Raw genomic sequence first — 19,591 nt, 5'->3', positions numbered from 1 at the left:
TCGACGGGATCGCGGCAACGAGGGTGTCGGCGGGGATGCTGCAGCATTCATGTTTGACCGCTTCTCGGAAAGTCGCATTAGGGATACGTCAACGGCCGTTATGGTTCAGTGCTCCAGCAGGGCGCCGACGTGGGCCAGGCTGCATTGTCGTAATGCTTCCAGGTCGTAACCGCCCTCCAGGGTGGATACCAGACGGCCGTCGGCGTGGCGGTCGGCAATCTCGCGCAACTGCCCGGTCAGCCAACCAAAGTCGTCGGCCTGCAGGCGAAGGCCGGCCAGCGGGTCGCGCCAATGAGCGTCGAAACCGGCCGATATGAACACCATCTGGGGCCTGAAACCAGCGACGGCGGGCAACAGGTGCTCCCGCCATGCTGCGCGGAACACATCGCCATCGGCCGCTTCCGGCAACGGCCAGTTGAGTATGTTGCCGATGCCGCGTTCACTGGCCAGCCCCGTATGCGGATACAGCGAGGACTGGTGGGAGGAGACGTACATCACGCGCTCATCGGCCTGGAAGATCGCCTGGGTACCGTTGCCGTGATGGACGTCAAAATCGATCACCGCCACCCGCCGCAAACCGTACTGTTCGCATGCGTGAGCTGCGGCAACGGCAACGTTGTTGAACAGGCAGAAGCCCATCGCAACCCGGTCGGTGGCGTGGTGTCCGGGAGGGCGGACAGCACAAAATGCACGGCTGGTCTGTCCGGACATCAACGCATCAACCGCCGCGATACCTGCCCCGGCGGCATGCAACGCCGCTTGCGCCGAGCCGGCGCCGAGCAGCGTGTCCTGGTCGAGAGCGACGGGTGCAGCATCCGGCAGGACCACGGTATCGAGCACTTGGCGCAGCAGGCCGGGATGGTGGACGCGGAGCAGTTGGCTGCGGGTGGCAGCGGGTGCTTGGTGCCACGGCAGGCCCGGCCAAGCGCCGCTGATCGCTTCGATGACGGCCTGCAGGCGAGCGGGGTTCTCGGGAATGTCGGCGCCCGGCAGGTGCCTGAGACAGGCTTGGTGGGTATACAGGCGCAGGCCGGCTGCATTCACGACCGCGGCCATCGGCTCAGGTCTTGCGACGCTCGTGCTGCCATGTGACTTCACCGTGGCCACTGGCGCGGGCCAGGACGCGACACAGGACGAACAACAGGTCCGACAGCCGGTTCAGGTAGCGCACCGCTTCGGGCCGGACGCTCTCGTCGCGTGACAGCGTGATGGTGGCGCGCTCGGCGCGACGCACCACGGTGCGGGCGACGTGGCACCGTGCCGAGGCCTCGCCACCGCCGGGAAGAATGAACTCTTTCAAGGCGGGCAGGTCCTGGTTGAACTGATCCAAATGTTGTTCCAGGCGGTCCACGTCGGCATCGGTGATCGCCGCGTGGCCAGGAATGCACAGCTCACCGCCCAGGTCGAATAGCTGGTGCTGGATTGCCAGCAGCAAGGTCCGGATATTGTCGGGGACGTCACTGGCGAGGACTACTCCAATGGCCGAGTTGGCTTCGTCGATGGTGCCGTAGGCATTGACCCGCGCCGAGTCCTTGGCCACCCGGCTGCCGTCACCCAGTCCGGTGGAGCCATCGTCACCGGTTCTGGTGTAGATCCTGGAGAGACGATTGCCCACGGTCGCCAATCAGACCGTCTGTGCGTGCAGCGCGGGAAGGCGCGAGCGCAGCAGCGCGAAACCGCCGAACAGGATTGCCGAGTAGAACAACGTACCCAGCACCGACCACTGGAAGAACGGGATGCCGGCGGCATAGGCAGCAGTCAGTCCGGCCACCGTCTTGGGATACATCGGATCGGCCAGGAACGCGCCGAAATTGGTGATCACGAAGAACAGTACCGAGCCCGCCAGCGAGTAACCCAGCACGGTGCCGCCGCGAACCTTGCCGCGCAGCCCAAAGCCCATCGCTGCGGTCAATACGATGCAGCCGTAAACCAGCCAGATGCCGATGCCGTTGAACCAACTCGCATACAAGCCGCCATTGAGCGACGCCAGCACCAGATCCGACAGGAACAGGCCAATCAACGGCACCAGCAACGCCCAACTGCGGCTGGCGAAATAGGCGCCGCCAAACAATGCGATTGCAGTGACCGGCGAGAAGTTCGGTGGATGTGGCAACACCCGGGTGAGCGCGGCGAGCAGGATCAGGCCGACCAGCACCAATGGGCCGACGGCGAGCAGGGAAGCAGGGGATTGGGAAGGTTTCATCGTGATCTGGGTGCGGGACGACGGAGCCGTTAGCATAGCGCAATGGCTGCCAGTTCCCGATCCGTCGAAACCCTGCCCGAAGAGGCTTGCGTGCTTCCTGCGGCGTCGCATGATGTGTTGATCATTGGCGGTGGCCTGGTGGGCTCCAGCCTGGCAATCGCGCTGGAACAGGTGGGGGTCGACGTGGGCCTGGTGGAGGCCGTGGCGCCGGCAGCACCGTCGACAGCCGCGCAGTCGAGCGTTTTCGATGAGCGCAACCTCAGCTTCGCCGAAGCGACCGTGAATGCGCTGACGGCGCTGGGAGTGATGCAGGAGCTGCGTGCGCCGGGCGGGGCGATCGAACGGATCCATGTCAGCCGTCGCGGGGATTTCGGACGCAGTCTGCTGCGTGCCTGCGACCATGGCCGCAGCGAATTTGGCCGGGTGGTGGTCGCACGCGATTTTGGCCAGGCGCTGGAAGCACGGCTGTCCGGACTGTCCGGGTTGACCCGCTATCGTCCGGCGCGTTTCCAGGCGCTGGAACCGGACGAGGAAGGGTTTCGTGTGGTCCGGATTACCGACGACAGCGGTGAGCAGATGTTGCGCGCGCAATTGCTGGTCGGTGCGGATGGCACGCGCAGTGCGGTGCGCGAGAGCCTGGGTATCGGCACCAAGGTGCATGACTACCAGCAGACCCTGTTCGTTACCCGGATGCGGCCCGAACGAGCGCCCGACGGCACCGCCTATGAACGTCTGGGTGCATCCGGTCCGACCGCCTTGCTGCCGCGTGGTGATCGTCATTACGGATTGGTGCACGCGGTTGCACGCGACGATGCGGAGGCGGTCGCGGCGCTGGACGAGGCCGCGTTCCTGGCGCGAGTGCAGGCGGCGTTTGGCTGGCGGGCCGGACGTTTCCTGGCGTGTGGCCCGCGGGTGGCTTACCCGGCCGTCCGGGTGCTGGCCGACCGCACCCACGCCCACCGCGCGTTGTTGGTGGGTAACGCGGCGCAGACCATCCATCCCCTGGGTGCGCAGGGCTTCAATCTGGGATTGCGTGATGCGCTGATGCTTGCCGAACTTGTTGAAACCGCGCGCCGTGCGGACCCGATGGCCGATTGCGGCGCCGCCAGCCTGCTGGCCTCCCATGCGCAGCGGCGTGCGCAGGATCGCCGGCGGACGCTTGAGTTTTCCGACGGACTGACACGGATCACGACGAACCCATCGCCACTGCTGCGGCCGCTTCGCAGCCTCGGACTGCTGGCGATCGATCAACTGCCGTCCTTGCAGGCGAGCCTCGTGGCCGGCGCGTTGGGCTACCGCGGTGACGTGCCCGCGTTGTCACGTCGCCGGGTGGATGACGCATGAGTCGGCGCGGGATACTCGATGCGGTGGTGGTGGGTGCCGGCGTGGTCGGCTCCGCCGCGGCGTTGGCGCTCGCCCTGCGCGGGTTGCGCGTGGCATTGGTGGAAAACCGCCAGCCGGCCCCATGGCGACGCGATGCACCAGATCTGCGGGTGTTTGCCTTCGCGCCCGACAACGCGGGTTTGCTGGATCGGCTGGGCGTATGGAATGCGATCACCAGCGCCCGCATCCAGCCCTACCGCGAGATGCGTGTCTGGGACGCGGCTGGCGGCGCGCCGCTGGTATTTGATGCCGACCAACTGGCGCGGCGTGAGCTGGGCTGGATTGTCGAGAACGGATTGCTGGTTGACCGACTCTGGAGCGCCTTGCCGGGGGCCGGGGTGCAGCTGCTTTGCCCCGAGCAGGTCACGTCACTGGAGCAGGACGCAGACAGCGTGAATCTCGGCTTGGCATCGGGCGGTCGCCTGCGCGCACGCTTGCTGGTCGCCGCCGACGGTGCCGATTCACAGCTGCGCGCACTGGCCGGGATCGATGCCCCGCGGCACGACTACCACCAGCGCGGGTTGGTGGGTTTCATCCAGCATGAGCGTGCGCATCAAGCGACTTGCTGGCAACGGTTCCTGCCGGGCGGGCCGCTGGCGTTCCTGCCATTCAGCGACACCGATGATGGCAAGCCGCGCAGCTCGATCGTCTGGAGCCTGCCGGAAAGCGAGGCGGCACGACTGTTGGCGGTCGATGACAAGACGTTCCTGGCCGAACTTGGGCGGGCGTTCGACGGGCCGCTCGGAGGGCTGCTGGCGGTGTCGAAGCGGGCGGCGTTTCCACTGCGCCGGCAACTGGCCGCCACCCAGTTGGCCGGACGCATGGTGCTGGTGGGCGACGCCGCGCACGCGGTTCACCCGTTGGCCGGGCAGGGCGTGAACCTGGGGTTGCGTGATGTTGCCGGCCTGGATGCGATGCTGGCCGGGATGACTGTGGGCGATGGCGACCCCGGGGCGGGCAGTCGCCTGCAACGCTGGAACCGCCAGCGCCGAAGCGAAAACACGATTTCCGCTTATGGTTTCGAGATGATCAACCGGGTGTTTTCCAACGACTCGCTCGCGCCCACGCTGTTGCGCGGGCACTTGCTCGGCCTGGCCGGGCGCATGCCGCCGCTGACCCGGGCACTGTGGCGTCACGCGGCCGGGCTGCGGGACTGATGGTGGTTGTCTGTATCAGCGCTTGGGCATCGCCAGTACGGTGATTTCTTCACGGTCGTGAAACAACTGGCGGGCACGGATGACCATCGGCCGGTGGGTCTGGTGCTCGAAGGCTTCCAGGCAGATCCGGGTTTCCTCCCAGCGCTTCTTCATCGGCAGCTTCAGGTTGAACACCGCGTACTTGCACCAGCCTTCGCGAAACCAGGTCGCCATGCGGTCGGCGACCCGGCGCGGTTGTTCGACCATGTCGCAGACCATCCAGTCGACCGGGCGTCGCGGTTGCCACTGGAACCCGTCGGCGCGTATGTGTTCGACCCGGCCGCTTTCCAGCAATTGCTCGCGCATCGGGCCGTTGTCGACCGCGGTGACCAGCATGCCGTGGCGCACCATCACCCAGCTCCAACCGCCCGGCGCCGCGCCTAGGTCGACGGCCTGCATGTTGTCGCGTAGCAACCCCTTGCGTTCGTTGTCGTCCAGCAGCGTCAGCAGCGCCTCTTCCAGCTTGAGTGCGGATCGGCTCGGGGCGTCGGCGTGCATCCGCAGCCGCGGGATTCCCAGCGGCCATGGCGAACTGTCCGCCGGGGTGCTTGTGGCCAGGACAAGGTGGTGGCCACCCAGGAAGACCACGTGCAGCCGTGGCCGGCGCAGGTCCTCCTTCGCGCTGAGCCAACCGGCCTTGCGCAGTGCCGGGCGCAGAGCGTTGCCGAAGCTGCGGGCCAGCCCGGCCAGCGGCTTGCCGGCATCCGAATCGGGATGCTCGACCCACAAGTCCCCAAATCGGGGTTGGCCCTGATTCGCATTGGGCAGCTCTGCCAGCGCAGCGAGCAGCGGGCTGATCCGGTCGGTGGGATCCAGCGCGCGCAAGTCGGCCAATCGCAGCAGCTTCTGGCGGGCGAAGACCAGTTGTTCCAATGGCACCGCACGCGAAAGCGCCAGCGCGTCGGCGGTAATGAACTCGACATAGCCGTTGCCGCGTTCGGCGCGTGCATAACCCGATACACCGGCAAAGCCGGCACGCTCGGTGAGCTCGGCAGCCAGTTCCGGTTCGAATCCGGCGCGGCACCAGCAAAAAAGTGCGTCGGCCATGTCAGTACCCGACCCCGCCGAGTTGCGCATAGCTGGCCAGTACTTCGCGTGCGGCAGTTCGATGCAGGTCGCGCACGACCGCGATGCCGCGTCGCTCCAGCTCACCCACCCAGTCGCTGGGCAACGGGCCTTCGTCGAACTCGGTCAGCTCCTCAACGTCCTCGCTGCGTGCGCCGATCAGCAACCGGTCGATGCCGGCCCAGATCGTCGCCCCATAGCACTGGCAGCAGGGTTGCGCGGACGTCGCCAGGGTGATTGGACCGGCGCTGACCCCGGGTTCCACCTCGTTGAGACGGCTGCGTTGGGTGCGTTGCTGGGCCAGCATGTAAGCCATGGTTTCAGCATGTGCCAGCGAACAAGCCTGGGGGACCACCCGGTTGACCCCGATGGCGAGGATGCGGTCTTCGCGGTCGAACACCACCGCACCAAACGGACCGCCGCTGCGGGCGTCGATGTTGCGTCGGGACAGGTCGATTGCCAGCGCGACCTTGGCGTCGTCACCGGTGTAGGCGGCGGCGGTATCGATCGCCCCGTGGACCCAGACCGGCAAGGTCAGGTGGATTTGTGCGTACAGCATCGGCAGGTCTCCATTATTTCAACCGGGCCCGGTTACTGCCCTGGCACCGGTTGTTCACGCATTGGCAACTGCTGATCGCCGGGAACCCGCAGACCGAAGCCATACCGCTGCTCGCGCATTGTGCCTGCACGGCGGCGGGGTCGGTCGGGCTGTCGAGGTTGACGCATGCAGGGTAGTAGCCACAGCAGTTGCCGACGTCCTTTACCGTGCAATCGGCATCGCTCTGGCAGCTGCGGTCGATCTGGACCGGGTTGCTGGCGACGATCCGCCCGACACCGCTGGTGGGTGGCGTCGACGAAGGCGGCTCGCCGTCGGCCGTGGATGGCGTGCTGCAGCCGACCAGCATCAACAGCATCAGCATCCAGGGCACGAAAAATCCCGGGACGCGCTTGCTCTGTCTTGCTGGCAGTCCGTGGTTCAAACCTTGTTGGCCCAGATGTCGCGCAAGGTGACACTGCGGTTGAACACCGGCTTGCCGGGCGCATGATCGCGGCGATCGGCAACAAAGTAGCCCACGCGCTCGAACTGGAAGGCCTGCTCCGGCGCCGCCAGGACCACCGAGGGCTCCACCTGCCCGATCACGGTGCGGCACGAGTCGGGGTTCAGGTGATCCTGGTAGGTCTTGCCGTCATCGTCGTTGTCCGGGTTGGGCACCACGAACAGGCGGTCGTACAGGCGGATTTCCGTGGCGATCGCGTTGCGGGCACAGACCCAGTGGATGGTGCCCTTGATCTTGCGGTTCGCGCCTTCCATGCCGGGCCGGGATTCGGGGTCGAGGGTGGCATGCACTTCGATCACCTGTCCCTGCTCATCGCGCACCACATCGGTGCAACGCACGATACCGGCACCGCGCAAGCGCACTTCACCACCCGTGACCAGGCGTTTGAATCCCTTGGGAGGCACTTCGGCGAAATCTTCTCGCTCGATCCACAACGCGTTCGAGAATGGCACCTGACGCGAACCGAAGCCTTCATCCTTGGGGTGGTTGGGGAAGGTGAGCGACTCGGCATGGTCGTCGGGCAGGTTGTCGATGATCAGCTTCAACGGATCCAGTACCGCCATCCGACGGGCCGCAGTGGCATCCAGGTCCTCGCGCAGGCAGCCTTCCAGTACCGAGAAATCGATCATCGAGTTCTGCTTGCTGACACCCAGCCGGTCGACGAACAGGCGCACAGACGAGGGCGTGTAGCCACGGCGGCGCAGTCCCAGCAAGGTGGGCATGCGCGGGTCGTCCCAGCCATCGACCAGCCCGGACTGCACCAGCGCCATCAGCTTGCGCTTGCTCATCACGGTGTAGTTGATGTTGAGGCGCGAGAACTCGATTTGGCGTGGCTTTGCGGCCTCCAGCGGCAGGCCGTTGGAGGTCAGCGGCTTCAGCAGGTTGGGGTGGCCGGCCAGGTCGACCTGATCCACGCACCAGTCATACAGGGGGCGGTGGTCTTCGAATTCCAGCGTGCACAACGAATGGGTGATGCCCTCGATTGCATCACCCAGTGCATGGGCGTAGTCGTACATCGGGTAGATGCACCACGCGTTGCCGGTGTTCTGGTGCGGCACGTGCTTGATCCGGTAGATCGCCGGGTCACGCAGGTTGATGTTGCCGCTGGCCATGTCGATCTTCGCCCGCAGGGTGCGCGCGCCGTCGGGGAACTCCCCGGCACGCATGCGGCGGAACAGGTCGAGGTTCTCGTCGATGCTGCGGTCGCGGAACGGCGATGGCCTTCCGGGCTCGGTCAGGCTGCCGCGGTACTCGCGTATCTGGTCGGCGCTGAGGTCGCAGACAAAGGCATCGCCCTGGGCGACCAGCTTTTCCGCCGCCAGGTAATACACCTCGAAATAGTCGGATGAGTGGCGCAGTTCATTCCACTGGAAGCCCAGCCATTGCACGTCTTCCTGGATCGCGGCGACGTACTCGAGGTCTTCGCGCGTCGGGTTGGTGTCGTCCAGGCGCAGGTTGCACACACCGCCGAATTCATCGGCGATGCCGAAATCCAGGCAGATCGCCTTGGCATGGCCAATGTGCAGGTAGCCGTTGGGCTCGGGTGGGAAGCGGGTCTTGATCGCCGTGTGCTTGTCGCTGGCGATGTCGTCGCGGACGATCTGGCGGACGAAGTCCTGCTTGACGGGTGTACCCGGATCAATGGTGGGGGACGTGGACTCAGACATGCGGCGCATCGGGGAGACGAAGGGGAAGCGACAAGTCTAGCCGGTGTCACGGCACGGTTCCCGTTGTTGTCACGGCATTGTCGTGGTGCGCGGTATGCTCGGCTGCAATGGCATCACGCCTATTACATCACGCCTATTGTGGAGCGCACCGATGAGGGTCGTATATGAAGCCGCCGGGATCATTGACGCCCATCTGATCCGTCACGCGCTGGAAGCGGCGGAGATTCCGGTGTTCATCAAGGGCGAAGCCTTGCTGGGCGGCATGGGCGAGCTTCCGATGTTCGGCCTGGTTCAGGTCTGTGTGCCGGAAGCGGCCTGGCGGACGGCGCGCGAGGTGGTGGAAACGGTCGGTCTGGGCGCACCAGTCGCGCTGGGCGAATCGGATCAGGACCATTGGCAGGCAGGCGCCGCACCCGCGGTGGGATGAAAGCGGCTGCCGCGTGTTCAGCCGAGCGCTGGGCCAGGCTTCGGCGCTTCCAGCAGCGCGGCTGGCAATCGGCGCAAGCCTTGTGCGACCTGTTCCAGCAGCGGGCCCATTGCGGAGGTCTTGCGCCATACCATCGCGATGCGGCGGTGCGGCGCTTCACCCCTGAAGGGCAGTAGCGCGATATCCGGAGACGGCGGCACCGGCGGCTGGGTCGCCAGTACCGGCAGCAACGTCAGGCCGACCCCGGCGGCCACCATCTGTCGCAAGGTCTCCAGACTGGTCGCACGAAAGCCGTCACGCTCCCCGGCGCCGGCCATCCGGCAGACATCCAGCGCCTGGTCGCGCAGGCAATGGCCTTCTTCCAGCAACAGCAGCGGGACATGGTCAAGGTCGCTGATCGCCAGCGATTTTCGCGCTGCCAACGGATGTGCGCGGGGCACCGCCAGCAGGAAAGGTTCATCAAACAGCGGTTGCACATGCAACTGCTCGTCGTGGACCGGCAGCGCGAGCAGGGCCGCGTCCAGTCGCCCTTCGTGCAGGCGTGCGAGCAGGGCGTCGGTTTTCTCCTCCACCAACAGCAATTCGAGCCGGGGGAAATGCTCGCGCAGTGGCGGTAGCACGTGCGGCAGCAGGTAGGGGCCGAGGGTCGGGAACATGCCCAGGCGGATACTGCCGGCCTCCGGGTCCTGGCTGCGACGGGCGATCTGGGTCATCTGTTCGACATTGGCCAGCGCCGTGCGTGCGCGCTCGACGATCTCGCGGCCGATCGGGGTCAGCATCACCTTGCGGGGTGCGCGCTCGAACAGCACCACTCCCAGTTCCTCCTCCAGTTTCCTGATCTGGGTGGACAGGGTGGGCTGGCTGACGAAGCTGGCCGCCGCCGCGCGACCGAAGTGCCGGTGCTCGGCCAGTGCCACCAGGTATTTTAGATCGCGCAGGTTCATGGCGGTGCCTCGATCACGCCGCGTCGCGCCGGCTTGGCAGAGCCGGTGCGACGCGACGCGTGGGTCAGATCAGACGACCGCGGCTTCTGGCTGCGGCACGGAGTGGGCGGTTGCCGGGGCCGGCGTCCGGATCAGATGATCGAACGCGCTCAGGGCAGCCGTGGAGCCCGCCCCCATCGCGATCACGATCTGCTTGTACGGCACCGTGGTCGCGTCGCCGGCGGCGAACACGCCCGGCATCGAGGTGCCGCCGCGCTCGTCGATGACGATTTCGCCGCGAGGGGACAGTTCCAGGTCGCCCTTCAGCCAGTCGGTGTTGGGCAGCAGTCCGATCTGCACGAAGATGCCGTCCAGGTCGACCTGGTGGACTTGCTCGCTCACGCGATCCTTGTAGACCAGTGTCGTGACCTTCTTGCCGTCGCCCAACACCTCGGTGCTCAAGGCGCTGACGATGATGGTCACGTTGGGCAGGCTGCGCAGCTTGCGTTGCAGGACTTCGTCGGCACGCAACTGGCTGTCGAACTCGACCAGGGTGACGTGCTTGACGATGCCGGCCAGGTCGATCGCGGCCTCGACGCCGGAGTTGCCGCCGCCGATCACCGCCACGTCCTTGCCCTTGTACAGCGGGCCATCGCAATGCGGGCAATAGGCGACGCCCTTGTTGCGATATTCCTCCTCGCCGGGCACGCCCATCTGCCGCCACCGCGCGCCGGTGGACAAGACCACGCTGCGTGATTTCAGCGACGCGCCGTTGGCCAGTTGCACCTCCACCAGGCCGCCGGGTTCGCTCGCCGGGATCAGCTTGGTCGCGCGCTGCAGGTTCATGATGTCGACGTCGTATTCCCTTACGTGCTGCTCCAGCGCAGTGGCCAGCTTGGGGCCTTCGGTGTAGGTGACCGAGATGAAGTTCTCGATCGCCATCGTGTCCAGTACCTGGCCGCCAAAACGCTCGGCCGCCACGCCGGTGCGGATGCCCTTGCGCGCGGCATAGACCGCTGCCGCCGCGCCGGCCGGACCGCCGCCGATCACCAGTACCTCGAACGGCGCCTTGGTCTTGATCTCCTCGGCTGCGCGTTGCCCGGCACCGGTGTCCAGCCGGGCGACGATCTGCTCGACCGTCATTCGGCCGGTGTCGAAGGCTTCACCGTTGAGCAGCACGGTCGGCACCGACATGATCTCGCGCACCTCGACCTCGTCCTGGAACAGCGCGCCGTCGATCGCGACGTGGTGGATGTTGGGGTTCAGCACGCTCATCAGGTTCAGCGCCTGCACCGTGTCCGGGCAGCTCTGGCACGACAGCGACATGAAGGTCTCGAAGCGGTACTCGCCTTCCAGGTCGCGGATCTGGTTGGCTTCTTCCTCGGAGATCTTCGCCGGATGGCCGCCAACCCACAGCAGCGCCAGCACCAGCGAGGTGAACTCGTGGCCCATCGGGATCGCGGCAAAGCCGACGCTGACGTCGGTACCGATGCGGTTGATCGTGAACGACGGCTTGCGCGGCTGCGAATCGTCGCGGCGCAGGCTGATCTTGTCGGACAGCGCGGCGATGTCGTTGAGCAGGGTGTCGAGCTCCTGCGACTTGTCGCCATCGTCGAGCGAGGCGACCAGCTCGATCGGCTGGATCAGCTTCTCGAGATAGCCCTTCAATTGGGCCTTGAGGTTGTTGTCAAGCATGGTAATGGCTCCATGAAGGCGAAAAATGGTGGCTCGGGTGCTTGCAGAAGCGGCCTGGGGCGAGGGGGAGGGAGCCGGGGGAGAGTGTTCCGGCAACGTCCCAGGCCGCTGATGCAAGCAACCGGGTAAGCAGGGTGCGGATTCCGGTGGGCCGGATCGACGCGGCGGAGGGCCGGGCGACTTGCGCCCGGACTCCGTGTCACATGAAGCGTGGTGCAGACCTTGGAGAAGCCCTGACCAGCTCGCTTTTGCAGCGACCGTCACTCCCGTAGGGATCGTCACTCCCGCGCAGGCGGGAGTCCAAGGACGTTGCCAATCGACGACTTGACGTCCATGGATCCCCGCCTTCGCGGGGATGACGGTTTGCTGTCAGATGACGGTGTGCTGCCAGGTGACAGTTTGTTGCGGGGTGACGATCCGTTGCCGGGTAACGGCAACGGATCAGGCGATCCTTAGATCTTGCCGACCAGGTCCAGTGACGGCTCCAGGGTCTTCTCGCCTTCCTTCCACTTGGCCGGGCAGACCTCGTTCGGGTGGGCGGCGACGTACTGGGCGGCCTTGACCTTGCGCAGCAGTTCGGACGCGTCGCGGCCGATGCCGCCGGCGTTGATCTCGATGATCTGGATCTTGCCGTCCGGGTCGATCACGAAGGTGCCGCGATCGGCCAGGCCGACGTCCTCGATCATCACCTCGAAGTTGCGGGTAATGGTGCCGGTCGGGTCGCCGACCATCGTGTACTCGATCTTCTTGATCGCCTCGGAGCTGTCGTGCCACGCCTTGTGGGCGAAGTGGGTGTCGGTGGAGACGCTGTAGATCTCCACGCCCAGCTTCTGGAACTCGGCGTAGTTCTCGGCCAGGTCTTCCAGCTCGGTCGGGCAGACGAAGGTGAAGTCGGCCGGGTAGAAGAATACGACCGACCACTTGCCCTTCAGGTCAGCGTCGGAGACTTCAATGAACTTGCCGTTCTTGAACGCCTGGGCCGTAAACGGCTTGATTTCGGTATTGATCAGAGACATCAATGGATCCTCGGGTTGGTGGATGAACAGGAGAGAGTGAAGCCATCATAGATCGGCCATTCCGATTGTTCAAATCGATTGAATTTATCATTGTAATAGATAGAAACTATCAATAGAGCGCTGATACCTGACATCGATGGCAGTGGGCGGATCACGTCTGGATCCCGGAGTGTGCGCCGTGGGCGCAGCCGGTGGAGTACCAGCACACTCCAGTCCAGATCGCGGTGATCCGCTCGTTTATCAAGTGAAGTCGTGCCATTTCGCCGCTCAACCCACGCTTTTTGCGGAACGCCGCAGGGTTGTCTCCGGTACGATGCGGCAGGTTAAACACACCGATTTGAAACACGCCGATGCTGGAGTCCGATGGCACGCATAGATCACACACTGCGCGCGGCACGGTCGGGAACCGAGCCCGGCGAGGCGGAGTTGTTGCTCGCCCACGTGCTGGGGCGGCCCCGAAGCTGGCTGTATGCCCATGGCGACGACTCTTTGGACAAGGAGGCATCGGCGCGGTTCGACGACTTGCTTGCACGTCGCCGCGCGGGCGAGCCGGTGGCCTACCTGCTTGGCCAGCGGGGGTTCCGGGACTTCGACCTGCGGGTGGCCCCGGCAGTGCTGATCCCGCGACCCGAGACCGAGTTACTGGTCGAGCTGGCATTGGATCGATTGCCCGACACAGAGCGGGTTTCGATTGCGGACCTGGGCACCGGTAGCGGTGCCATCGCGATTGCCTTGGCACGTGAACGGCCACTGGCGCGCGTGGTTGCCACCGATGCCAGTGCGGATGCGCTGCAGGTCGCGATCGACAATGCGGGGCGGTTGGGCGTGCCGAACATCGAGTTTTCACAGGGGGATTGGCTGACCCCGCTTGCCGGCGCAAGCTTCGACTTGATCGCAAGCAATCCGCCTTACATCGCCCAGGCCGATGTCCATCTGGGCCAGGGCGATTTGCGTTTCGAGCCGCGCGAGGCGCTGGTCTCCGGCGAAGACGGACTGGACGCGCTGCGGGTAATCACCCGCGATGCGCCGCGGCACCTGGTGCCGGGTGGCTGGCTGCTGCTGGAGCATGGTTGGAACCAGGGCGAACGCGTACGCGGGCTGCTGCGTGAGGCCGGGCTGGCCGAGGTGGCGACGTTCGCCGACCTGGAGCAGCGCGATCGCACCAGCCTGGGTCGCAAGCCGGATTGAACCGGTTGGCAGGCCGGCATCGCGGGTTGGCGCACCGGTCGGCTCGGGGAGTGCGGCAACGGTGAGGCCTCGTTAGACTCAAGCCATCTTTCCAGCGAGCGTCAGCATGCGCAGCCTATACCCCGAGATCCAGCCCTACGACACCGGCACCATCGAGGTCGATGAACGGCACACCTTGTACTACGAGCAGTGCGGCAACCCCGACGGCAAGCCGGTGGTGTTGCTGCACGGTGGCCCGGGCGGTGGTTGCAGCAGCAAGATGCGACGCTTCCACGATCCGGCCAGGTACCGGATCATCCTGTTCGACCAGCGCGGCAGCGGCCGCTCGACGCCGCCCGCCGACCTGGTGAACAACACCACCTGGCACCTGGTGGAGGACATCGAGAAGCTGCGGGTCAAGTTGGGCGTGGACCGGTGGCAGGTGTTCGGTGGCAGTTGGGGCTCGACGCTGGCACTGGCCTACGCCGAGAAACATCCCAAGCGGGTGACCGAGCTGGTTCTGCGCGGGATCTTCATGCTACGGCGCTGGGAGCTGGAGTGGTTCTACCAGGAAGGTGCCAGCCGGCTGTTCCCGGAGGCCTGGCAGCACTATGTGCAGGCGATCCCCGAGGTCGAGCGCCACGACCTGATCAGTGCGTTCCACCGTCGACTGACCAGCAGCGACGAGAAGACCCGCTTGGCCGCCGCCAGGGCCTGGAGCGTTTGGGAAGGCGCGACCAGCTTCCTGCATGTCGATGAGGATTTCGCCAGCAGCCACGAAGACCCGCAGTTCGCCCTCGCGTTTGCCCGGATCGAGAACCACTATTTCGTCAACAGCGGCTTCTTCGAGGTTGACGACCAGTTGCTGCGTGACATCGGCAACATCGCCGATATTCCCGGCATCATCGTGCATGGCCGCTATGACGTGGTCTGCCCGGTGCAAAACGCCTGGGACCTTCACCAGGCCTGGCCGAAGGCCGAGTTGTCGATCAGTCCGGCCTCGGGCCATTCGGCATTCGAGGCTGAAAACGTCGATGCGCTGGTACGTGCGACCGACGGCTTTGCCTAGCTCGCGCTCAGGCCGGGTTGGCGGGTGAACCGTCCGGGTTGCGATCAATCATCCACAGCCCGGCCCACAGTTTCAGGTCCAGTTCGAAGCCTTCGCGCTGCTTCTGCATCAACCACTCCGGGACCTGCGGGCGCGGGATCTTGTGCACGGTGATGTCTTCGTTGTCGACGCCGCCGCCTTCGCCGACCTTGACCAGGTCCGACGCACGCACGAACGCGATGCGCTCGCTGCTCATCCCCGAAGAGGTTGGTCCGGTGAGCAGCACCTCAACACGACCGGGCTCCCAGCCGGTTTCCTCGACCAGCTCCCGATGCGCCGCGCTGGCCAGGGTGTCCTCGGCATGGTCATCGCCGACCAGCCCGGCGGGCATCTCGATGGTGCGGGCGCCGAGCGGCACCCGGTATTGCTCCACGAACAGCACGTGGTCATCGGGCGTGACGGCGATGATGATCACCGCCATGCCGTTGCCGTGGGTGCGCTCGGCATACTCCCAGCGGCCGCGACGGACCATGCGCAGCCATTGGCCGTCGTAGAGGATTTCGGGAGTTTCGTCGTGATCGGTCATGGTTCGATGCTAACCGCGCCTTGCCGCGAAAACACGGTTTGCCTTCAGGCGGGGGCGAATTCAAGGCCTGCGGCGTTGTAGAGCCGGCGGCGGGTCATCGGGCCGAAGCGCAGGCCATTGCACAAGGCCCCCAGGGTCGCGCCATCGGCGGTGTTGCGGAGGAAATGTTCCTGGCTGCCCTCCAACGCCACGTCGCAGGCGATGGTGGACAGTTGCCGACATAGCAGGGCTTGCTCGCGATGCATCCGCAGCCGTTGCGCGCAAGCTTTGGCCCCACGCAGGCGCAGGAACGGGACTTCCTCGACGCGTTCGAGCAGGGCGTCCAGGGTGTCAAAGTGCGCCAGCAATGCCGCGGCGGTTTTTGCGCCGATCCCCGGTACCCCGGGAATGTTGTCCACCGCATCGCCGCACAGCGCCAGGTAGTCGGCCATCTGCCGCGCCTGTACCCCGTGCCGGGCCGGCACCCCGTCCGCGCCCCAGCGCTGGCCACGGGCAAAATCCCACTGCTCGTCGTGCTCGCCAAGCAGTTGCGACAGGTCCTTGTCAGCAGACACGATCACCGACCGGAAACCGTGCGCCCGTGCCTGTACGCAGGCGCTGCCGATCAGGTCGTCGGCTTCGTAATGGCGGTGCCCCAGTACGCTCAGCCCGAGTGCCGCGCACAAGGCCCGGCACTGCCCGAACTGGCGCCTGAGCTCTTCCGGTGCGGGGTCGCGGTTGGCCTTGTAGGCGGGATACAGCAGGTTGCGAAAACACGAATCCAGTGCTTCGTCGAAGGCCACCGCGATGTGCTGCGGCCGGGCCCGATCAAGCAGCTCCAGCAGGAATCGGGCGAAGCCGTGCACCGCGTTGGTTGGCCAGTCGTCGGCGTCGCGGAACTCATCGGGCATCGAGTGCCAGGCCCGGAACACGTACAAGCTGGCGTCGACCAGATAAAGGGTGCGGGTGGGCGCGGCGGTCGAAGCGCTCAAGGTGTCCACTGGGTGAGCAGCTCGGCGGGATCGGGGCGCTTGCGTTCAGGCGCTTGGCGGGAAGGAGTCCCCAGGTGGATGAAACCGATAACGTGTTCCGTTTCGTCCAGGCCCAGCAGGCTGGCCACGCCACGGTCGTAGGCGGCCCAGCCAGTCAGCCAGCAGCCACCGAAGCCGATTGCCTGCGCAGCCTGCAACAACGCAAAACCGGTGCAGCCTGCGGTGAGCAGGCGTTCCTGTGCGGGGATCTTTTCATCCGGCCCCAGTCGGGCGACCAGGGCCACGATCACCGGGGCATGCAGGTAGCGATCGCGATCCTTGGCGATAGCCGCTTCGCTTGCTTGCGGGTCGGCGGCCAGGTGACGCATCGCCAGTTGCTCGCCGAATACGCGACGTGCCTCGCCGCGGATGGATACAAACCGAAACGGCACCCGGGCGCCGTGGTCGGGCACGCGTGTCGCGCTGCCCAGCAGGCGCAGCAAGGTAGCCGGGTCGGGTCCCGGCTCGCCCAGCAGCATGAAAGGCACCGAGCGGCGGGCGTCCAGCGGCGCCAACGGATTGGATGACTGTGAAGGGCTAGTGTGATAGGTGTTGGGGTGGTTTGCGGACATGCATCACAGTTTGATGAAGGTAATAATCGGCTGACGTATCTTGCCACTAAGCTGCATAGTGCGTCCGTTGGGGACGAGTCAGCGTCACGCCAGTCTCGGAGTAGACGTGCCTATCCAACCATCCCGTGGCGTCAACGCCGTGCCAACTGATCCTACCCGGGTGCTTGAGCAGATCAAGCGACTGGTGCTGGAGCATTTGGGTGGGCTGCCTGGGGAGTTCTACGGGCCGATCGAGGAGACGTTGAATGCCGCAGCCATGGGTGGCGATGACGCCCATGCCGGGCAAGTCGTCTATCAGAGCCAGTCTGCATTGTGGGTGTTGCGCCAACACCATGCAGCCCAGGTGATGCGTTACCGGCAGCAAATCGCTCAGGGGTTTGACGATTTCCGCTCGCCGCACGCTCGCAATCAAGGCGACCAACCATTGGGCTTGGTCGAGGACACCCAGATCGATTTCCACCTGGCGGGGCAAGCGCTCGTCACGGTGCTTCAGCAGCATTTTGACGAGCCGCTGGAGGTGATGGACCGGCGCCTGGGACTGCTGGCCGCTGCGCTTGGCGTGGAATCCACCATTAACCCGATCGGCCCGCTACGGCTGGCCAACACCTTCGTGGAGACCTTTAGCGACGAGCAGATCCCCGAGATCCTGCGCGGGCATCTGTTTGGCCATTACCAACACGAGCTGATCCGGACGCTGGACGAGATATACGCCAAGGCCAATACCCTGTTGGCAGCGGCGGGCTATGGCGTGGGGCAGGTGCCTCGCCGACCATCCGTTTCCGCCGGGCCGCGGTCGCCGGCGCCATCGGGCCAAGGCCAGTTGAGTCATGGTGAATTGGGTCATGGCGAATCCGGCCATGCGGATGGGTTCGACGGACGAGGCGGACGAAACTACGATGGTCACGGCCACGCAGACCACATCGGGCATGGTGGACACGGTGGGTACGACCATCAGGAGGGCGACGGTCGCGTAGCGGAGTCAGATCAGGGTTACGGACGTCATGGCCCAGCAGGCCAGTCAGAGCAGGCAGGCCATGGCCATCGCGGTCAGGCTGGCGCCGGTGCAAATACCGGCGGCAATTCCGCTACGCCGCACGAATTGGGTGAGCTTCGCAGCATGCTGCATGCCTGGCGAGAGGGGGCTTTGAACCGCCCCGCTGAGCCGGCCAACCATGCCAAGGCGGGCGCTTCGTCGCAATGGCACGAGTTGCGGCTCGATGAGGTGGTCAGTGTCGCCTCGCTGTTGCAGGCCGAGCCCGCCGATGCCTTCGCCCGTGCGCTGGCGGGCTCCGGGACACTGGCCGATGTGATCCGGCAACAACTCAGCGGTGGTTCGCGCCGGTTGGGACTGGATCCGCAGCGGATCCGCTTCAGCACCGAAGACGAGGATGCGATCGACCTGGTCGGGCTGGTGTTCGACTCGCTGTTCCACAGCCAGCAATTCGAGGCTCCGGCGCGGCGGGTGTACGCGCGCCTGGTGTTGCCTTTTGTCAAGGTGGCGTTGACGGACCAGCAGCTGTTCGTGCAGCCGGCGCATCCCGCGCGGCGACTGTTCGACTCGATCACCGAGGCGATCGCCGGCAATCGCGGCGAGACCGCCCATGAGCGTGAGCTGCTGGATCGGGCGACCGCTATCTCGCAACGCGTGGTCGCCGAGTACAACGAGGATCTGGCGATCTTCGAGATCGCCCATCATGAGCTGGACACGATGTTGCAGCAGCAACGGCGACGCATCGAATTGCAGGCCGAGCGCGCGGCGAAGGCGACCTATGGTCGCGAGCGGCTGAACCACGCGCGCGAGTACACCGACACCTTGTTGTCGCGGCGTCTCGCCGCTCCGCCGTTGAGCCCTGCCGTGGCCGAGTTCCTGAGTACGACCTGGCGGCACCATCTGGTCCAGGTGCTGCTGCGTGAAGGTCCCGACAGCGAGCAGTTGGTCGAGGCGGTAGCGCTGGGCGACTCGTTGGTGGAGGCAGACCGGATCGCCGCGGAAGGCCGTGGTCGCGATCTCGCCCGCCACCTGCTGGCAATAGAGCCGGCGATCAGCACCTGCCTGGCCAGCTCCGGGCTGGGTCACAGCGCTGCCGAGCATGGTTTGGCGGTATTGGTGAAAGGGTTGGTCTATCCCAACACGCCACGCGATCTGCATCCAGCGCCCGCCAGTGAGGCCGAGGAGGACGCGCAGGAGAAGCATCTGTGGCTGGACAAGGGGGAGCGACTGGAATTCGATCCCTCCCAAGCCGATCAACTGCGTTCGCTGGCCGTGGGCAGCTGGTTGCAAGTGACCGATATCCGGGGCAACTCCAGCGCGGCGAAGATTGCCTGGGTCAGTCCGGTCACCGGGCGCCGGCTGTTGGTCAGCCGTCGGGGCGTGCGGCTGTTGGTGGCGTCCGTCGAGGAGCTGGCGATGCTCGCCGGGGTCGGCCGATTGCGGACGGGTTGTGAGCCGACGGCTTTCGAGCAGGCGATGCAACACGTGCGGGTGCAGCTCGATCGGGCCGCCCATACCCACTGAACACCTGGTTGGGACTTCGCCGCCGAGGGCGCATCGCGTTGACGAGGGTCATTGGTTACG

19 protein-coding genes are annotated in these 19,591 nt (G+C 65.5%); 6 read left to right on the top strand and 13 right to left on the bottom strand.

Going from position 1 to position 19,591, the window contains the following annotated elements:
• Positions 1 to 105: 105 nt before the first annotated feature.
• Genes ACW5DN_RS08585 through ACW5DN_RS08575 form a run of 3 tightly spaced genes read right to left on the bottom strand, consistent with a single transcriptional unit; the run spans position 106 to position 2,203 of the window.
• Entirely contained in the window at positions 106 to 1,029 is a 924-nt protein-coding gene (locus ACW5DN_RS08585) for a histone deacetylase family protein (RefSeq protein ID WP_456963003.1), read from the bottom strand.
• Between the two features lie 31 nt (positions 1,030 to 1,060).
• The gene (locus ACW5DN_RS08580) at positions 1,061 to 1,615 is read right to left on the bottom strand and encodes a cob(I)yrinic acid a,c-diamide adenosyltransferase (RefSeq protein WP_456962280.1); all 555 of its coding nucleotides are present in this window, start codon (positions 1,613 to 1,615) and stop codon (positions 1,061 to 1,063) included.
• Positions 1,616 to 1,624: 9 nt separating this feature from the next.
• On the bottom strand, positions 1,625 to 2,203 hold the full coding sequence (locus ACW5DN_RS08575; protein WP_456962279.1) for a DUF6580 family putative transport protein: 579 nt from the start codon (positions 2,201 to 2,203) through the stop codon (positions 1,625 to 1,627).
• 42 nt (positions 2,204 to 2,245) lie between these two features.
• On the opposite strand from ACW5DN_RS08575, the gene ubiH reads away from it, so the two are divergent.
• Positions 2,246 to 3,547, top strand: coding sequence for a 2-octaprenyl-6-methoxyphenyl hydroxylase (ubiH, locus tag ACW5DN_RS08570; RefSeq protein WP_456962278.1), 1,302 nt, complete (start codon positions 2,246 to 2,248; stop codon positions 3,545 to 3,547).
• The gene (locus ACW5DN_RS08565; RefSeq protein ID WP_456962277.1) at positions 3,544 to 4,743 is read left to right on the top strand and encodes an FAD-dependent oxidoreductase; all 1,200 of its coding nucleotides are present in this window, start codon (positions 3,544 to 3,546) and stop codon (positions 4,741 to 4,743) included. Before ubiH ends, ACW5DN_RS08565 begins: the two co-directional genes overlap by 4 nt.
• A gap of 15 nt (positions 4,744 to 4,758) precedes the next feature.
• On the opposite strand, the gene rlmM is transcribed toward ACW5DN_RS08565, so the two are convergent.
• The 4 genes from rlmM to ACW5DN_RS08545 are packed head-to-tail and all read right to left on the bottom strand — an operon-like array spanning position 4,759 to position 8,572.
• A complete protein-coding gene (gene rlmM / locus ACW5DN_RS08560; RefSeq protein WP_456962276.1) occupies positions 4,759 to 5,829 on the bottom strand; it encodes a 23S rRNA (cytidine(2498)-2'-O)-methyltransferase RlmM in 1,071 nt (356 codons plus the stop codon).
• Position 5,830: 1 nt separating this feature from the next.
• On the bottom strand, positions 5,831 to 6,406 hold the full coding sequence (locus tag ACW5DN_RS08555) for a nucleoside deaminase (RefSeq protein WP_456962275.1): 576 nt from the start codon (positions 6,404 to 6,406) through the stop codon (positions 5,831 to 5,833).
• A 13-nt stretch (positions 6,407 to 6,419) separates the two neighbouring features.
• Positions 6,420 to 6,767 carry a hypothetical protein gene (locus tag ACW5DN_RS08550; RefSeq protein WP_456963002.1) on the bottom strand — a complete coding sequence of 116 codons (348 nt, stop codon included), beginning with the start codon at positions 6,765 to 6,767 and terminating at the stop codon, positions 6,420 to 6,422.
• 56 nt (positions 6,768 to 6,823) lie between these two features.
• Entirely contained in the window at positions 6,824 to 8,572 is a 1,749-nt protein-coding gene (locus tag ACW5DN_RS08545) for a glutamine--tRNA ligase/YqeY domain fusion protein (RefSeq protein WP_456962274.1), read from the bottom strand.
• A 151-nt stretch (positions 8,573 to 8,723) separates the two neighbouring features.
• Between ACW5DN_RS08545 and ACW5DN_RS08540 the strand changes: the two genes are divergently transcribed.
• Positions 8,724 to 8,999, top strand: a complete 276-nt coding sequence (locus tag ACW5DN_RS08540; RefSeq protein WP_456962273.1) for a putative signal transducing protein — start codon at positions 8,724 to 8,726, stop codon at positions 8,997 to 8,999.
• Positions 9,000 to 9,016: 17 nt separating this feature from the next.
• Here ACW5DN_RS08540 and ACW5DN_RS08535 read toward each other — a convergent pair whose 3' ends face one another.
• The 3 genes from ACW5DN_RS08535 to ahpC form a co-directional block, all read right to left on the bottom strand.
• A complete protein-coding gene (locus ACW5DN_RS08535) occupies positions 9,017 to 9,943 on the bottom strand; it encodes a LysR substrate-binding domain-containing protein (RefSeq protein ID WP_456962272.1) in 927 nt (308 codons plus the stop codon).
• Between the two features lie 69 nt (positions 9,944 to 10,012).
• Complete coding sequence (ahpF, locus tag ACW5DN_RS08530; protein ID WP_456962271.1) at positions 10,013 to 11,617, bottom strand: alkyl hydroperoxide reductase subunit F; 1,605 nt, start codon at positions 11,615 to 11,617, stop codon at positions 10,013 to 10,015.
• Between the two features lie 452 nt (positions 11,618 to 12,069).
• Positions 12,070 to 12,633 carry an alkyl hydroperoxide reductase subunit C gene (gene ahpC, locus ACW5DN_RS08525; RefSeq protein WP_456962270.1) on the bottom strand — a complete coding sequence of 188 codons (564 nt, stop codon included), beginning with the start codon at positions 12,631 to 12,633 and terminating at the stop codon, positions 12,070 to 12,072.
• Between the two features lie 363 nt (positions 12,634 to 12,996).
• On the opposite strand from ahpC, the gene prmC reads away from it, so the two are divergent.
• Positions 12,997 to 13,821 carry a peptide chain release factor N(5)-glutamine methyltransferase gene (gene prmC, locus ACW5DN_RS08520; protein ID WP_456962269.1) on the top strand — a complete coding sequence of 275 codons (825 nt, stop codon included), beginning with the start codon at positions 12,997 to 12,999 and terminating at the stop codon, positions 13,819 to 13,821.
• 106 nt (positions 13,822 to 13,927) lie between these two features.
• Complete coding sequence (gene pip / locus ACW5DN_RS08515; protein ID WP_456962268.1) at positions 13,928 to 14,869, top strand: prolyl aminopeptidase; 942 nt, start codon at positions 13,928 to 13,930, stop codon at positions 14,867 to 14,869.
• A gap of 7 nt (positions 14,870 to 14,876) precedes the next feature.
• Here pip and ACW5DN_RS08510 read toward each other — a convergent pair whose 3' ends face one another.
• The 3 genes from ACW5DN_RS08510 to ACW5DN_RS08500 are packed head-to-tail and all read right to left on the bottom strand — an operon-like array spanning position 14,877 to position 17,016.
• Complete coding sequence (locus ACW5DN_RS08510) at positions 14,877 to 15,434, bottom strand: NUDIX hydrolase (protein ID WP_456962267.1); 558 nt, start codon at positions 15,432 to 15,434, stop codon at positions 14,877 to 14,879.
• Positions 15,435 to 15,478: 44 nt separating this feature from the next.
• Positions 15,479 to 16,405 carry a 5'-3' exonuclease gene (locus ACW5DN_RS08505; protein ID WP_456962266.1) on the bottom strand — a complete coding sequence of 309 codons (927 nt, stop codon included), beginning with the start codon at positions 16,403 to 16,405 and terminating at the stop codon, positions 15,479 to 15,481.
• A complete protein-coding gene (locus tag ACW5DN_RS08500; RefSeq protein WP_456962265.1) occupies positions 16,402 to 17,016 on the bottom strand; it encodes a nitroreductase family protein in 615 nt (204 codons plus the stop codon). Before ACW5DN_RS08500 ends, ACW5DN_RS08505 begins: the two co-directional genes overlap by 4 nt.
• 139 nt (positions 17,017 to 17,155) lie before the next feature.
• Here ACW5DN_RS08500 and ACW5DN_RS08495 point away from each other — a divergent pair, with 139 nt between their 5' ends.
• The gene (locus ACW5DN_RS08495; protein WP_456962264.1) at positions 17,156 to 19,531 is read left to right on the top strand and encodes a DUF1631 family protein; all 2,376 of its coding nucleotides are present in this window, start codon (positions 17,156 to 17,158) and stop codon (positions 19,529 to 19,531) included.
• Positions 19,532 to 19,591: the final 60 nt, after the last annotated feature.

It is taken from the genome of Lysobacter sp. A289 (assembly GCF_054072675.1).
This window is presented reverse-complemented; position numbering and strand designations above follow the sequence as displayed.